The organism is Halobacillus campisalis, assembly GCF_030345335.1.
In the GTDB taxonomy this organism is placed as follows: domain Bacteria; phylum Bacillota; class Bacilli; order Bacillales; family Halobacillaceae; genus Halobacillus_A; species Halobacillus_A campisalis.
Window position 1 is genome coordinate 1 of sequence record NZ_JAPVRC010000003.1, and the last position, 15,245, is coordinate 15,245.

Genomic DNA, 15,245 nt, shown 5'->3' on the forward strand with positions numbered 1-15,245 from the left:
TCTATAGGGAGGGGCGGCGGGGAATGGGGAGACTCCTGTGGGAAGAGAGTGCTTGGTGAGATCCCGCAGGACGGGACGTCCGAGGAAGCTCACCGCGCTCCCACGGAAAGCGAGCCATTCCCCGCCGCCCTGACCCACTCAGCCAATATCTCGAAACTGAGTCTTAAAGTATCCTGCCATATAGTTTAACAACAATCCGGATTAACTCCACAATTATTTTAATACAAAATACAATTTCTTAATTTGAACTATAAAAATTAACATACTAAATAGCAGACCAAATCATATGCGATTTGGTCTGCTGCTTTTTATTTATGAACCAATAATGTTTTTCTGCCAATTTTTGAATTCAAGCTCATTGAATTTATTGGCCATCCGGTTCTCATCAATGAAAAACAAAGCATCCTCCAAAGAACAATCTACATCAGCCTCACAGTTGATCCGGGCGAGTTTTCTCGATAAATGAAGCATGTCTAGATCCTGTTGAATTTTAGCACGCTGTCCTTTAGTCAATTGATCTATGTTTTCCAGAATACCTTCAATCGTTTCGTGCTGCATCAACAGCTTCAAAGCCGTTTTCTCGCCGATGCCGCGAACACCTGGATAATTGTCACTGCTATCCCCCATCAATGCTTTTAAATCTACCATTTGCTGAGGAGTAATCCCTTTTTCTTCATAAAATGAACTCTCTTCGTATTGCGCATAATTTCCATATCCTTTTTTCAATAAGACAACAGAAATATTCGGTTCCAGCAGCTGAAGCATGTCCTGATCCCCTGTTAAAATGAATACCTGAGAATGTTCACTGTATGCACGGCTCAACGTTCCCATACAATCATCCGCTTCATAACCAACAGTTCCAACGTTCGGAATATCCAAAGATTCGACTACTTCTTTTGCCAAGTCGAATTGTGGAATAAGCTCCTCCGGAGGGGAACTGCGATTCGCTTTATAGTCAGGAAACAAGTCATTTCTAAAAGTTTTGCTCCCCATATCCCAGCAGCAGATGACATGGGTAGGCTGGTACGTATCAATTGCTGTGAATAAGTGCTTTAACATTCCGTAAACACCATTGGTCGGCATCCCTTTGCTATTGATCATATAATAATTGCTCATGGCAGTGGCGTAGAAGGCACGGAACAATAACGCCATACCGTCTACCAGCATGATTCTATTCGTTGTCGTCATGATAAAGTTCTCCTTTTTAACGTAAATATGAATCTATTATAACAAAAATGACAAATAAGCGGGAGTTCAGTCATTCTTGATCGCTTATCTCTTTATTTCATATACTCTCCAATATTATCTAATAATTGACAAAATTCAGATACAGTGATACTTTCGAAATATGTGCATTCCTTTTGATTACACTTTATTGAAAGCGCTTGCACAAATAGCGGATCAACGGGAGGAATTCAACAAATGGTATATGCATTTCCAAACACAGAAGGATCGATTGTACAATTTAAAGAACGCTACGACAATTTCATTGACGGTAAGTGGACAGCCCCCGTCAAAGGTCAATATTTCGATAACGTCTCACCTGTGACAGGGAAAAATTTCTGTCAGGTAGCGAGATCCACAGAAGAGGATATTGAGCTTGCGGTAGAAGCTGCACATGCCGCTAAGGATACCTGGGGCAAGACTTCAGCTACAGAACGTTCGCTCATCCTGAACAGAATCGCTGATCGAATAGAAGAAAACTTAGAGCAGCTAGCTGTAGCTGAAACGTGGGAAAATGGAAAAGCAGTAAGAGAAACGTTAAATGCAGACATTCCACTTGCAGTAGACCACTTCCGCTACTTTGCATCAGTCATTCGTTCCGAAGAAGGTACGATCGGGCAGATTGATAACGATACAGTCGCCTACCATTTTAAAGAACCTCTTGGGGTGGTTGGCCAAATTATACCATGGAACTTCCCTATTCTTATGGCGACATGGAAAATCGCACCCGCATTAGCAGCTGGAAATGCAATCGTGTTAAAACCTGCTGAACAAACACCTGCCTCTATCTTATACTTACTAGAAATGATTGAAGATCTATTACCAGCCGGTGTACTGAATGTTGTAAATGGATTCGGCCTTGAAGCCGGAAAACCACTGGCCCAGCATCCTAGAATAAACAAAGTCGCGTTTACCGGTGAAACAACTACGGGACGCATGATCATGCAGTACGCTTCTCAAAACATCATACCAGTAACACTAGAACTCGGAGGAAAATCACCTAACATTTTCTTCGAAGACGTAATGAATGAAGATGATGACTTCTTAGACAAAACCATTGAAGGGATGGTCATGTTCGCTTTGAATCAGGGAGAAGTATGTACCTGTCCATCTCGAGCCCTCATCCACGAATCCATTTACGACAAATTTATGGAAAGAGTAATTGAACGGGTAAAAGCTATTAAGACCGGTAACCCGCTGGATCCGGAAGTGATGATGGGAGCTCAAGCCTCATCGGAACAACTAGATAAAATTCTATCTTACTTGAATATCGGTAAAGAAGAAGGCGCAGAATGCCTCATAGGCGGAGAGCGCAATCAAATGGATGGAGACTTGGCGGAAGGATATTATGTCCAGCCTACGATGTTTAAGGGAAATAACCAGATGAGAGTGTTTCAGGAAGAAATTTTCGGACCTGTCCTATCTGTTACTACTTTCAAAGACCACGAAGAAGCAATGGAAATTGCCAATGATACACTATACGGACTAGGTGCCGGCGTATGGACAAGGGATATGAATACAGCCTACAGATTTGGACGAGGGATCCAAGCAGGCCGAGTATGGACGAACTGCTACCACTCCTATCCTGCTCATGCAGCTTTTGGTGGTTACAAGATGTCCGGCGTAGGCAGAGAAAACCACAAAATGATGCTGGATCACTACCAACAAACCAAAAACCTACTCGTCAGCTACAGCCCACAGAAACTAGGATTCTTTTAAGAAAAGGATTAGTTAAAATGAAATTCTTATAAACTCTCTGCACCTGAATCCCCCGTTTCAGACTTTTGTATGAGGAGATGGGAGAATGGTGAGCTTCCTAAGGAGGCTCACCATTCTCCCATCTACCATACGATTGCAAGTTGTTCAAAACAACCTTTTAAGTACAGGGAGCTTCTAAAACCAAATATGCTACTGTTAAGAAGGCTCTTAGGAGAGCTACACATGGATAAGAATTTCAAAGGGAGGCGAACAATTATGGTTGAACGAGTGACCGCTACCGATGCGGCCCTCGAATTAATTACGACTCTGAAGGAAAAACATGGACCTCTCATGTTTCATCAATCAGGCGGCTGCTGTGATGGCAGCTCACCTATGTGCTATGAAGAAGGTGATTTATTAGTAGGAAGTCAAGATGTTCTTTTAGGAGAAATTGGCGGCACACCTTTTTATATGAATAAAAAGCAGTATGATTATTGGAAACATACGCAGCTGATCATTGATGTAGTGGACGGTCGGGGTGGAATGTTTTCATTAGAGGGCGTTGAAGGCAAGCGCTTTTTATCTCGATCTCGCGCTTTTACTGATGAAGAGTATAAAAAGTTGAACGCAGCAGATACTCCTTCGTAATACACGACAATCCCCCTGTTCCTCAGTGGATCAGGGGGATTGTTATGGTTACGTATCTTTTCTTTCATCAACCAGTATCTGTAAGTCCTCAACAACAGACTCTAAATCTTTTAATCCCTTTGCTGGACTGGAAAGAAATACACTTTCCAATCGTTCTTTTATTTGATCAGGCTTGATATTCATCAGTTCCAGACTTTGTTTTTGCCACTTGTAAGCTGGATGGTGGACGTACATGCAGTTCAATCCGAATAACAGCCCCATGACTTTTTCTTGAGTAGCAGCCATCAAAGAATAAAACATCAGCCAGTCTTCTCTTTCCAGCAAAGTTTGACGATGATTCCAACGAGGACCTAGATTAGAATGTGCTTCAATCATACTTTGGCTCAACGCTTCGGGATACACGAGTACTTTAGCCTTAAGTCCATCTAGTAGTTCTTCACCATATAGAGGGATGCCAAAGTGAACGGAAGCTGCGATGCATTGATCCTCAAGATCCACTTGAAATTCCCTGGTCACTTTTTGAATTTTCCGGACCACTGTTTCAGTCAGAAAGTGGCTCATTTCCAGCTTTTTGAATTCCAATTCATAGGTTTCTGACCACTCTTCATCTTCATACTCATAAAAGCTGATCACTTTCCCATTCAAACGCTCCATGGGAGTTCTTCGATCATCTTCCGAAGGACCCTCTCCCCACAAAACATGCAGTTCAATGTCCGAGTGTTCGTCTTCCCATTCTCTCGAAATAGATCCAGCAATGTAGACTGCTTCAACTTTAGGATTGTCCTTATAGACTTCTGCTGCTTTAGCTGCTAACTCTTTTAGCGTCATTGGCTCTCTCCAAACTTTTAGGATATAAAAATTCCGTAATGGTTACCTTCACCTTACCAAATATTTACCAATATGGCTATCTACAAAAATACTTCTTTTCCCCACGGTCACTATATTTTTTCTTATATACTCTTTTCCTGACGAGCTCTTTACAACCATTATGAGTAAACGCCTTCAGCATAGGGATATTATTGTGACTCGTAGATCCTATATAATGAGTCGCACTAAAGTCTTTTTTCAACGATTCCAAGGCGAGGGAATGCACGTATTTAGCCCTTCCATAAGCGCGAAATTCGGGGAGAATTCCAATATAGAATAAGCGTCCTTCTCCCCCGGTTCCAGGTTCAATATGCGGGATGACTGCACCTATGGGGGTATCATTCTCAAAAGCAAGTAAACAGCTGGTTTGATAGTCTTCCCCTATTTCTTTTTTCAAGCTGGCCATATGCTCATCGATGCTCAAAGAAGATGGAGGATTCCATGACCCTTCCATTACCTCTCCCCAAATCTTTACAAAGAAAGCTTCTGAAAATTCTTTTACTGGTTTCAATGTTATAGCCGATGACTGTCCAACCCGGTGGTCCGCGAGATTTTTATAAACAAAAACTGTAGTATCTGCATATTCATAACCAAGTTTTTTTAAAGGTTCGTCTAAAGAAACAGCTCGTTTTGGAGTGATCAACACTGAAATATACGTGGTCAACGAAGCTGAATGACACCTTAACATGTTGATAATCTCATTAACTGAGAGTTTTTCTATATCTTCATAGATTAGGGAATTCTCCCCTTCTACTACTTTCACTCGCTCATCCATAATCTCCACTCCTTTATATGTATTGGTACAATACGATGTTCTATTTCCAAGCCGATTATTTTAATATGAACGTCTAGCGATATACAATGAAGAGGTAAGAAATTGAAAAGGAGTCGATACTTATGAACCGCGAAATACAATTAGTTCAGAGACCAGAAGGAACCCCGAACCATGATCACCTGAAAGTTATGAATACAAATATACCTGAGCCACAACAAGGAGAGCTTTTACTTAAAACGCTCTATGTCTCTGTAGACCCTTATATGAGAGGCCGGATGAATGAAGGAAAATCCTATATTCCACCATTTCAATTAAATGAAGCGATATCAGGCGGTGCAGTTGCGCAAGTGACAGAATCCAATTCTCCAGAATTCGAAAAAGGAGACATCGTAACTGGAAGCCTTGATTGGAAAGAGTATTCTACCGTTAAAGCGGAAAGCGTAAGAAAGGTCGATCCCTCACTTGGGCCCGTTACTACTTCATTAGGAATTCTTGGCATGCCAGGTCTTACTGCTTATTTTGGATTGACTGATATCGGTCAGCCTAAAGAAGGTGAAACTCTTGTTGTATCAGGAGCTGCCGGAGCTGTTGGTTCTGCGGTAGTACAAATTGGTAAAATTTACGGCTGTCGTGTTGTCGGTATTGCAGGAACGGATGAGAAAACCAGTTACTTGAAAGAGGAGCTAGGTGTAGACGTGGCGATCGATTACAAGAAAGAAAATGTGAAAGAAGCACTTGAAGCCGCTTGTCCTAACGGAGTAGATGTTTACTTTGACAATGTTGGTGGATCGATCTCTGATGCTCTTTATCCTCTGCTAAATAAATTTGCGCGAATCATCCAGTGTGGTGCAATATCTTCCTACAACACACCAAATGACCAGGGTCCTAGGATCCATATGCATTTAATCAAAGCGAGCGCACTCGTCAAAGGGTTTACTGTAGGAGATTACCAGGATCGTTTCAAAGAAGGTTTCGATCACCTTTCAAGTTGGTTGAAAGATGGTAAGCTGACATACGAAGAAACTATACAAGAAGGTTTCGAGCAAATTCCAGACGCTTTCTTCGGTCTATTCAAAGGTGAAAACTTAGGAAAACAACTAGTTAAAGTTGCGGATCCTGAATAATGATAATGTAATGAGGCTGCCCCAAAAGTCTAAGAAATGGACTTTTATGGGCAGCCTTGTTTTTCTTAAGGAGCTTTTCTAATACCCTTTCAAAAGAGAAGAGACCTTAAAAAATCGCTCTATTTCCTTTTTTAGGGTTGGTTTCGAGATATTTGAAGATATGATCGGTGAGGCAGGGAATGGCTCGCTCCACCATATATCTGCTTCTCGAAATCGCCTGGATAAGAACTTTCTTAATACTATTAGAAGCATTAAATTTCAGTACTTTAGTCCTCTGTACTTTAAGGTAGTTTCAAGCATTTTCTAGCAGGTTATCACTCAAAAAAGTTATTTTTTATATGAAGCACCGCATAAGTTGTTTCCGTTATTCTCATAAAAGCAAGAAGGTCCGGGAAATTGCGAGACTCCTATGGGAAAACAGTACAGGGTGAGATCCCGGAGGGCTTTAGCCCGAGGAAGCTCACCGTACGCCCATGGAAAGCGAGTGATTTCCCGGACCTTCAAGCACTATTTCTTAGTAAAGGAAACAATCCGAACATCTCGAAACTAAGCCTTCAAGAATAGGGAGCTTATAAGCCCCCTATTCCTATTTCGCTTAGGGACTGCTTTAAATTAGCTCGTGTTTTCACTTTACTGAAATTAACGCCCATCGCGACGACCGAGCGGGCAATTTCCGGCCGCAGCCCTGTTAATATTGTTTGAACTCCTACAAGTTCTAAGGACTGGACGACCTGCAGCAAATTATGAGCGACCCTTGCGTCAATCTTCGGTACGCCAGAAATATCGATAAGTAAATACTCTAATTGGTAATGGGAGCTCTTCTGAAGAGACATTTCCATAATCAGCTGGGCACGGTCCTCGTCCACTTCTCCGACCACTGGCAAGACAGCCACACGTTCTGCTACAGGAACAACAGGCACAGACAACTCTGTCAGCTTATCCTGAGCTTTTTGATACTTGCGATTGTTATACCTGATATACAACTGGCTGAATTGAAAAATGACTTCATCAAGTAAAGGGTTAACTAGTTTATTTACATCCAATACCGTAATTGCAGCGAACCGATTCTCCTGCAATTCCTTATCAAATGTCTGCCATAGAATATTGCGATATGCCCCCATTAAAGCAATAGTTTCATTCAAAGGGACATCGCTTTCTATAGCTTTTTCCCCAACTTCTTTCGTCCATGCAATCACCCTGTTTTTCACTGATTCATAGTCTTCAATCAAGGCTTCACCCATGAATATGAACATCTGGGCCCTCCAAGCCAGGACTTCCTCTCGTGAAAGAGATGAATTAGCAAGACTAAGAACATACTCATCCTTTTCAAAGTTTTCTACTTGCTCTGCCAGCGTCATGGAATCTGTTATTATTTTATTTCCAATATAGTTCAGTTCTTCTTTCATAATGAGGGGGTCTCCTTCAATCATTTTACCTCTATAATATGTTTTCATTTTCCATTTGTAAATTGTGAATTAATACCTCGGTTTATCATATTGACCAAACCATTGGTATCTTCTCTTTGAAAACCCTATATATAGAGGCGAACCTAGCCGAGATATTCCCGGTAAATAAAAAATCATCCCAACCAGTGAAACTGGAGGAAGTTTAAGTAATAATAGCCGGATGGCGGAAAATCCTTTTTTTAACTCACCTTGTTCTGTTAATAGATGAATTTCTTCGAGGATATTCCTTCCTTCTAAATAAGGATAACGTCCATTAATTTCTACTTCCTGTACCGACACCCACTTCACCTGGTTCAGCCAATCCAAAGGCTTGAGCAGTTTTTTCACACGGTAGCAAAATGGACAAGTTGCGTCATAGAACACAATGTTCTTCACTCTTGATCATCTCCTCACAATAGTTGAACTTTGACCCAGCCTCTGACTCCATTGACCATCCAAACCTCTTCAAATGAGGAAAGTTCCTTCACATGCAGCACTTTCTCCTTCACTCTATCATTTTTTAATAGCTCTTCCCTGAAAGTGCCTGCCAGTAATCCTGATTGTACAGGAGGAGTGAAAAAATCTCCTTGGTGTTTAACTACTAGGTTGGCCATAGTGAATTCGGTGAGTTCCTCTCTCGTATTCCACAATAATGCAGCAAAAGCTCCTTCACGCTTATGGATATCGTAGACGGAGCGATGAGTGGTTTTATGGTACAAGAATGGATTCCTTTCATCTACTGGCTCCTCAGCCAAACAGCAAGTCACTTCATTTATCTCTTCGTTTATTTCTATGGCTTCTAATTCTGCCACCCCATGTTCGCTGAGGAGCAGCCTTACTTTATATTCTCCATCGTTGTGTTTGCTTACTAAATCATTCAGCTGGGTGATAACCTCATTCTTATCGAAAATGAAATTAAAATAGCTGGCTGAATCCTCTAGTCTATTAAGATGATTTTCCAGCAATGGAATCCTTCCATTTTCTAATTTCAGAGATTCAAGCAGCTTGAACTCAGGTCTTTTTTCAGTTAATAACTGTGCTTTTGTCTGCATTTCTTCATATTCGCCTATAGGGGTGGAATCCCAGGTTACCCCTCCACCGGTTCCATATACGGCTTGATTCTCATCCAACATCACCGTTCTTATTGGGACATTAAATACGGCATCCCTCGAAGGAGTTATGTACCCGATTGCCCCGCAGTATATTTCTCTAGGAGATGCTTCAAGATCAGCAATATAATCCATCGTCCTTATTTTAGGAGCACCTGTTATCGATCCGCAAGGAAAAAGAGCACGGAAAATTTCATAAAATGAGAGCTCTCGATTAACTTCAGCTTCTATGGTCGAGGTCATTTGGTGAACAGTGGGATAAGTTTCTACCTCAAACAAACTAGAGGTGCGAACGGTACCTGAAACAGCAAGCTTCCCGAGGTCATTCCTTAATAAATCAACGATCATCAGGTTCTCCGCCCGCTCTTTTTCCGATTCTTTAAGAGTTCTCACCTGCTCTCGATCTGTTTCCAGTGTTACTCCCCGTCGCGCCGTACCTTTCATGGGCTTTGTTTTCAACTTTGCTTCCTGTTTTCTAAAAAACAGTTCAGGCGAAGCGGAAAGAACTCTCCGTCCTTCTCCCATATTCATATAGGCGCTGTAGCGGGAACGTTGATTATTGACAAGCTGCTTATAAAAAGCAAAATCATCTCCATGAAACGATGCGTTAAGGCGAGTCGTGTAGTTTACCTGGTACGTATCCCCCTTTTTTATTGCCGCTTTGATTTTTCTTAGTCCATCAGAATAGTTATCAAAATCACCATCCATATTCCATTCAGAAACTTGATAAGGTTTATTCTCATGGACTAGCTCTTCACATAAAGGACTCTTAAAAACACCAAACCATAGAAGTGGCCACTTTGTACCGCTTTTCACTCGACTTGCTCCATCAAACGCAGGAGCTGCCTCATATGATACATACCCGGCCACGTAATTGCCTATTGAAAGTTCACGTTCTATTTTACGGAAAGCAGCTTTAACTTCTTCCCCACTATAAGCGGTTATGACACCAGAAGGACGAGTGAACTGCATTGGTTGTTTTTTGCCATTATCGTCTTCAAACTCAAAATAAAGATGGGCATCATTCATGAAGTTACCTCCTTTCTTCGGTCATTGCTGAACTTTTTAGCTTTGGAATAAAAATTCTCCAGCATTTCAAACCCCCACTCCGTCAATATGGATTCAGGATGAAATTGGATCCCCTCAACCGGGTAAGCATTATGGCGAACTGCCATGACAGAAGAATCATGAGACATCGCACTGATTTCCAAACAAATGGGCATCTGCTCTATTGAAGCTTCAAGCGAATGATAGCGTGTCACTTGAACGGGGTTGGGAATGTGTTCAAACACAGACCTTCCATCATGTATCATTTTAGAGACCTTCCCATGCATAGGTTTTTTCCCTTCAACAATCTGTCCGCCAAAATAGTCTACTATCAGCTGGTGGCCCAGGCATACCCCCAATATAGGTACTGTTTTATATAAAAATCCCAGCACTTCCCTGCATATACCTGTTTCATTTGTATTTCCAGGTCCTGGTGACAGAACAATCATATCCGGATCACATGATCGCAAAGTTGCCAAAGTTAGGTCATCGTTCCTGTATACCATCACTTGATTATCCATCTGTTTGAAATATTGGACCAAGTTATAAGTAAAAGAATCATAGTTATCAATTATCACAATCATCAGAGTAACACCTTCAATTATATATTCTCACGCTTCTATTATATCGATACTGAAAGAACTTTTCACTTTGGATCTATTTTCCTCTTTATCCTTTATATGATTGAAAATTAGTGATACAAGGTCAACTTTTCAAATAATTCCCTGAATTTATTGAAAGTTGTGAAAATATAGTAGTATAATTAACCGTGTATGTAAGCGCATACAAAGATGGACGAACTATAAACTCTAAGGAGGGGTTAGGATGAGTGCCATATGGTTAGCCGTAGGTGGAATGATTATTTTCACTTTAGGTTATAAATACTATTCAAAATTCATTGCAGAAAAAATCTATCGTTTGGACCCGAATTTTAAAACGCCCGCCCATCAATATAAAGATGGTGTAGACTTCGTACCTACGAATAAATTCGTATTATGGGGACATCACTTCACTTCTGTAGCGGGAGCTGCTCCTATTGTGGGACCAGCGATCGCCGTTTACTGGGGCTGGCTGCCCGCCATACTGTGGGTGCTTCTCGGTACTGTTTTTGCGGCCGGGGTCCACGATTTTGGAACACTCGTCTTATCGGTCAGGAATAAAGGTCAATCGGTAGGTACACTTGCGGATAAATTGATCGGCCAGAGAGCTAAAATTTTGTTCTTATTCATAATTTTATTACTTGTATTGATGGTAAACGCAGTATTTGCTTGGGTCATAGCAAACTTATTCATTTCATTCCCTGCCAGTGTATTATCCGTATTCATTCAAATTCCTTTAGCTATATGGATAGGGTATAGTGTTTACAAACGAAAAGGAAATATGCTGTTGCCGTCAATTGTAGCCCTCGCGGTTATGTATCTTGCTGCCGTAGTGGCAAGCGGTGTTCCCGCCCTGCAAATTGACCTCGTCCGCTACTTCGGTGGCGAAGGAGCCAGTGTTTTATTTGGACTGGATGCTACATCTATGGCGTTCTTTGTCTGGATTATTGTGCTTATGATTTACGTGTATATCGCTTCTACTTTACCTGTATGGAAGCTTTTGCAGCCCCGCGATTATATTAATTCGCACCAGCTGATCGTAGGTCTAGGGTTACTTTATCTAGGTATGCTGTTTACAAATCCTGAAATAACTGCACCTGTCAGTAATTCATCAGCTGATACGTCGTGGTTCCCGCTCCTATTCATCACCATTGCTTGCGGTGCTATTTCTGGATTTCACGGCCTGGTAGCGTCTGGAACTTCTTCTAAACAACTAAACAAAGAAACAGACGCTCGCTTTGTCGGTTATTTAGGAGCTGTCGGTGAAGGCGCATTAGCTCTTGTCGCTATCATCGCCGTTATCACCTTCTTCCCTAGCACTGCTGAGTTTAGTGCTACGTATAGTGGTTTTGCAGCAGCCAGCGGTGAAGGTTTAGGAGTGTTTATTCAGGGCGCCGGTGTATTAGCTTCAGGACTGGGCATCCCTGCTTCTGTAGCTGCCACAATCGTTTCTGTTATCGTGGTGAGTTTCGCCGCTACAACTTTAGATTCGTCAGTTCGTCTTATGCGCTATATTATCGCAGAGCTGGGTACAGAGTATAATATTAAACCACTTACCAAAACACACGTTGCTACGACAGTGGCGGTTGTATCCAGTGCTTGTCTTACTCTGATTCCTGAAGGTCCAAACGGATTCGGGTCCGGTGGATACCTTCTTTGGCCGCTGTTCGGTACCTCCAATCAGTTGTTAGCTGGCATAAGCTTACTCCTTATATCTATTTGGCTTAAGCGACAAGGTAGAAATTACTGGCCTGCTTTTATACCGATGGCATTTTTGATGTTCATGACTCTATATGCCATGATACTTCAAGTATTGACGCAATGGGCACCATGGGCAGAACAGAGTGATTGGCTCCTCTTTTCGTTCGGAGCAATAGTCCTTGTATTTGCTTTATGGATCTTATTTACTGCATTCAGCGCAATATTCAAAAGCGATAAAGACAGGATAGAAAAAAGTGCTTAAATACAAAGAAGGTCGCTCAAATCGTTGTGCGGCTTTCTCTATTTAATTAAAGGAGGATCTTCAGATGGTTGAAATTATGATTCTTCGTGCTGAAAAGGAAGTCGGAATGGGCTGCTGTGGAGGAATTTGCGGAGAAGGACTTGTCGAGATGAAAGATGAGTTCAGCCACCACGATGAAGACCGCTTGAGATTAGGTGAATTGTATCAGGAGCTCAAAGAAAAACATGGAGACCGAGTAAATATCTCTTTCTTAGACCCTAGAAATATAATCGCTATTGGTTTTTATTTCCTAAAGCAGACAAAGCAGAAGAATATCTCGATCTTAGAAGGAATGAACAATTTCATTTTCCAAATGAAATATAACGCCGTGTTCATCAATGGGAAACATTCTGAACACGAACAGGATTATGATACACTGATTGAAGATATGCTCTAACAAGTCTCATTATAGGTGAGGGTGTCATCGATGACAGACAAGAAATTTTCATTAAAGCGGTTATTCGAGTTTTATGATGAAGTATTAAGTCTCCCCCATAAAAACGAGGTAGCACGGGAGTTGAGGGATGAAGACGATCTCTTCCTCCTTCTCGTCTATTCAGACTTACTCGGCATTCCTAATCCTGCTTTTTATTACACGCTGGAGTTGTATCCTTACATCATTGAAAAGTTTCACGACTGGCACCTTCGAATGGGTATGGAAAAATCTCCATTAGATGGGATCAGGTGCTGCTAGAAAGGAAGTGTCGCTTGTGAATCATTTACAGAGCAACAACATCATCTTCGTTGGAGGTAAAGGCGGTGTAGGTAAGTCTACTTCGTCTGCCGCCATAGCTGTCGCCTTTGCCAGAGCTGGGCATAAGACGTTAGTTGTTTCTACTGACCCTGCCCATAACTTAGGAGACATTTTCCATAAAAAGATCAAACACGATAAAACCAGACTCGAAGAAAACTTATGGGGAATTGAAGTCGACCCTGGACGAGAATCCAAGCGATACATTGAAGGTGTCAAAGATAACCTGCAGGGATTGGTCAAATCCCGTATGGTCGAAGAAGTGCATCGTCAAATCGATATGGCAAGTGCATCACCTGGAGCAGACGAAGCAGCTCTATTTGACCGTTTGATATCCATCATATTGGAGGAATCAGAGCATTTTGACAAAATCGTTTTTGATACGGCACCCACTGGCCATACGATCCGTTTATTGACCCTTCCTGAACTTATGAGTGTCTGGATAGACGGGATGCTTGAACGCAGAAAAAAAATCACCGACAATTATACACAGTTGCTCAATGATGGAGAGCCTGTGGATGATCCCATTTATGAAATTTTGCAGAAAAGAAAAGAGAAGTTTGCAGCGGTTAGAGAAATTATCCTAGACAGCAGGCAAACGGGTTTCATTTTTGTATTAATCCCTGAACGCCTCCCTATTCTGGAAACCCAACAAGCGATCAAGCAGCTGGACCAGCATCACCTTCATATTAAAACGCTTATCGTTAATAAAGTACTTCCCGATTATGCAGATGGAGTATTTCTAGAAAAAAGGCGTCAGCAAGAGCGAAACTATTTAGAAGAAATCGACCGCACGTTTCCTAAACAGCGGAAGATTCAAGTTCCCCTCTTTGAAGAAGACGTTTCAGATATGGACAAGCTATCAACGTTTGCCGACCATTTAAACCAATTAATGAAGGAGGACACATCTAAATGAAAGCTGTAGTACACGAAGAAATAGAAGGATTAGAGGGATTGACCTACCGGGAAATGGACCTTCCTGAAGTTGAACCGACCACAGTAAGAGTAAAGCTTAAAACAGCAGGGTTAAACCGTAGAGATGTAGCCGTCACATCCAGACACAAACCCGAGCAGCCACCTTTGATTTTAGGATCTGACGGTGCCGGTATCGTAGATGAAGTGGGTGAACATGTTCAGCACGTCAGCAAAGGTGATGAAGTGATTCTAAACCCAGGCATTGGGTGGAAAAATAACAGCGACGCTCCCCCTGCTGGTTTTGAGATCGTCGGACTTCCTGAGCACGGGACTTTTGCAGAGTATATCACTCTTCCCTCGGCTAATATAGAACGGAAGCCGGCACACTTGAACTGGGAAGAAGCCGGAGTCCTTTCCCTGGCTGCCCTCACTGCTTATCGTGTCCTGTTCACCCGTGCAAAAATTAAGTCTGGCGATACCGTAATGCTTCCGGGAATCGGCAGCGGCGTATTGACCTTTGCATTAAAATTTGCCAAGGCCGCTGGTGCGAGAGTAATTGTCACCTCCCGTAGTGAAGACAAACTCGCTAAAGCTAAAGAATTGGGCGCTGACGTCGGCGTGTTGACTGAATCAGATTGGAATGAAGAATTAAAAGAAGAACAAGTAGATGTCCTTGTAGAAAGCATTGGCGGCGCTACTTTTGATAAGTCTCTAGCCATTATCCGCAAAGGCGGTACAATCGTTACCTTCGGAGCCACTACTGATGATGAAGTGACCATCGACATTCGCAAATTTTTCTATGGTCAGTTCAACTTGTTAGGATCGACGATGGGCAGTGCGGAAGAATTCAAAGAACTGCTCGGTTTTCTTGCAAATCATAAGATTAAGCCTGAAGTGGACCGCATGTTCCCTCTATCCGACTATAAAGAAGCCTTTGAATATTTACGCGACTCTAAAAACTTCGGAAAAATCGGCTTTACGATATAGAACCTATCCCCCTATGAGCTGCTGCATCATAGGGGTTTTCTTCTCCCGAAAATC

At 42.0% G+C, this 15,245-nt stretch carries 15 protein-coding genes; 8 read left to right on the forward strand and 7 right to left on the reverse strand.

The features are described 5' to 3' along the window. Positions 1-312: 312 nt before the first annotated feature. On the reverse strand, positions 313-1,188 hold the full coding sequence (locus tag O2Q26_RS07505) for a 5'-3' exonuclease (RefSeq protein WP_289215335.1): 876 nt from the start codon (positions 1,186-1,188) through the stop codon (positions 313-315). 234 nt (positions 1,189-1,422) lie between these two features. Here O2Q26_RS07505 and exaC point away from each other — a divergent pair, with 234 nt between their 5' ends. Together exaC and O2Q26_RS07515 are read left to right on the forward strand one after the other, a co-directional pair. After that, complete coding sequence (exaC, locus tag O2Q26_RS07510; RefSeq protein WP_289215336.1) at positions 1,423-2,943, forward strand: acetaldehyde dehydrogenase ExaC; 1,521 nt, start codon at positions 1,423-1,425, stop codon at positions 2,941-2,943. Positions 2,944-3,198: 255 nt separating this feature from the next. After that, positions 3,199-3,570: a DUF779 domain-containing protein gene (locus O2Q26_RS07515; RefSeq protein ID WP_289215709.1), complete on the forward strand. Its 372-nt coding sequence runs from the start codon at positions 3,199-3,201 to the stop codon at positions 3,568-3,570. Positions 3,571-3,618: 48 nt separating this feature from the next. Here the strand turns inward: O2Q26_RS07515 and O2Q26_RS07520 are convergent, their stop codons facing one another. Both O2Q26_RS07520 and O2Q26_RS07525 read right to left on the reverse strand, forming a co-directional pair. Beyond that, entirely contained in the window at positions 3,619-4,398 is a 780-nt protein-coding gene (locus tag O2Q26_RS07520; RefSeq protein ID WP_289215337.1) for a DUF4037 domain-containing protein, read from the reverse strand. A gap of 76 nt (positions 4,399-4,474) precedes the next feature. Next, positions 4,475-5,212 carry a GNAT family N-acetyltransferase gene (locus O2Q26_RS07525; protein WP_289215338.1) on the reverse strand — a complete coding sequence of 246 codons (738 nt, stop codon included), beginning with the start codon at positions 5,210-5,212 and terminating at the stop codon, positions 4,475-4,477. A 122-nt stretch (positions 5,213-5,334) separates the two neighbouring features. Here O2Q26_RS07525 and O2Q26_RS07530 point away from each other — a divergent pair, with 122 nt between their 5' ends. Then, a complete protein-coding gene (locus O2Q26_RS07530) occupies positions 5,335-6,336 on the forward strand; it encodes an NADP-dependent oxidoreductase (RefSeq protein WP_289215339.1) in 1,002 nt (333 codons plus the stop codon). Positions 6,337-6,905: 569 nt separating this feature from the next. On the opposite strand, the gene O2Q26_RS07535 is transcribed toward O2Q26_RS07530, so the two are convergent. From O2Q26_RS07535 to O2Q26_RS07550, 4 genes are all read right to left on the reverse strand, one after another. Then, a complete protein-coding gene (locus O2Q26_RS07535) occupies positions 6,906-7,742 on the reverse strand; it encodes an STAS domain-containing protein (RefSeq protein WP_289215340.1) in 837 nt (278 codons plus the stop codon). Positions 7,743-7,811: 69 nt separating this feature from the next. After that, positions 7,812-8,177: a thiol-disulfide oxidoreductase DCC family protein gene (locus O2Q26_RS07540; RefSeq protein WP_289215341.1), complete on the reverse strand. Its 366-nt coding sequence runs from the start codon at positions 8,175-8,177 to the stop codon at positions 7,812-7,814. 14 nt (positions 8,178-8,191) lie between these two features. Beyond that, positions 8,192-9,919 carry an aminodeoxychorismate synthase component I gene (gene pabB, locus O2Q26_RS07545; protein WP_289215342.1) on the reverse strand — a complete coding sequence of 576 codons (1,728 nt, stop codon included), beginning with the start codon at positions 9,917-9,919 and terminating at the stop codon, positions 8,192-8,194. Then, complete coding sequence (locus O2Q26_RS07550) at positions 9,916-10,521, reverse strand: anthranilate synthase component II (protein WP_289215343.1); 606 nt, start codon at positions 10,519-10,521, stop codon at positions 9,916-9,918. Before O2Q26_RS07550 ends, pabB begins: the two co-directional genes overlap by 4 nt. Before the next feature lie 241 nt (positions 10,522-10,762). On the opposite strand from O2Q26_RS07550, the gene O2Q26_RS07555 reads away from it, so the two are divergent. From O2Q26_RS07555 to O2Q26_RS07575, 5 genes are all read left to right on the forward strand, one after another. Continuing rightward, entirely contained in the window at positions 10,763-12,499 is a 1,737-nt protein-coding gene (locus tag O2Q26_RS07555; RefSeq protein ID WP_289215344.1) for a carbon starvation CstA family protein, read from the forward strand. A gap of 64 nt (positions 12,500-12,563) precedes the next feature. Continuing rightward, positions 12,564-12,935: a hypothetical protein gene (locus tag O2Q26_RS07560; RefSeq protein ID WP_289215345.1), complete on the forward strand. Its 372-nt coding sequence runs from the start codon at positions 12,564-12,566 to the stop codon at positions 12,933-12,935. Between the two features lie 30 nt (positions 12,936-12,965). Beyond that, on the forward strand, positions 12,966-13,232 hold the full coding sequence (locus O2Q26_RS07565) for a cory-CC-star protein (RefSeq protein ID WP_253934951.1): 267 nt from the start codon (positions 12,966-12,968) through the stop codon (positions 13,230-13,232). Between the two features lie 16 nt (positions 13,233-13,248). Next, positions 13,249-14,205 carry an ArsA family ATPase gene (locus O2Q26_RS07570; RefSeq protein ID WP_289215346.1) on the forward strand — a complete coding sequence of 319 codons (957 nt, stop codon included), beginning with the start codon at positions 13,249-13,251 and terminating at the stop codon, positions 14,203-14,205. After that, positions 14,202-15,191 carry a zinc-binding dehydrogenase gene (locus tag O2Q26_RS07575; protein WP_289215347.1) on the forward strand — a complete coding sequence of 330 codons (990 nt, stop codon included), beginning with the start codon at positions 14,202-14,204 and terminating at the stop codon, positions 15,189-15,191. Before O2Q26_RS07570 ends, O2Q26_RS07575 begins: the two co-directional genes overlap by 4 nt. Positions 15,192-15,245: the final 54 nt, after the last annotated feature.